Raw genomic sequence first — 692 nt, 5'->3', positions numbered from 1 at the left:
TGAGCGAGTCAAGTGCCTCGTCGATGCCTTCGATCAGTTCACCCGAGCCGAGCTCGTAGGAAATGCTGGTTGCGGAGTCAACCTCGGTCTCGCCAATCTTGGCGACGAGGTCGAGCTGAGCGAAGTCGCCCTTCGTGGCGGGGCGTTCGACGGTGACGAGCGTGCCGAAGCGGGCACGCAAGGTGTCGAGCTCGTCCTTGACGTCGTCTGCCGAAACCTTGACTTCTTCAACCGTGAGGGTGAGCTCGTCGTAGGCGGGCATGTCGAACTCGGGGCGAACGTCTACCTCAATAGCGAGAACGAGGTCTCCGCTGAAGTCTTTGACCTCGGGCCACGTGACAATGTCTGCCTCGGGGCGACCGAGAACGCGAATCTCTTCTTCGGTAACTGCCTGGCGGTAGAAACCGTCAAGTCCGTCGCTGACCGCGTGGTTCAGGATCTCTTCGCGGCCGACACGCTGGTCTACCAGCTGCGGCGGAACCTTTCCCTTGCGGAAGCCGGGGATGTTGATCTGCGAGGCGATGTGGCCATACGCGTGATCGATGCTCGGCTTGAGTTCTTCGGGGGTGACCGAGATGTTGAGCTTGACGCGGGTCGGGCTCAGTTTCTCAACGGTTGTCTTCACGTCGTGGATCTCCTGTAATTCGATGGTGTATTTCGTCGGGGCGACAGGATTCGAACCTGCGACCTCT

1 protein-coding gene is annotated in these 692 nt (G+C 60.0%); it reads right to left on the bottom strand.

The genetic code is table 11. From position 1 onward, the window contains the following. The coding region (locus FRC98_RS20845) for a trigger factor (protein WP_347342177.1) at window positions 1–625 on the bottom strand (625 nt) is incomplete at its 3' end. Between the last annotated feature and the right edge of the window lie 67 nt (window positions 626–692).

It is taken from the genome of Lujinxingia vulgaris, from assembly GCF_007997015.1.
Taxonomy (GTDB): domain Bacteria; phylum Myxococcota_A; class Bradymonadia; order Bradymonadales; family Bradymonadaceae; genus Lujinxingia; species Lujinxingia vulgaris.
Note: the sequence above shows the minus strand (reverse complement) of the source record. Positions and strands in the feature narration are given on the sequence as shown.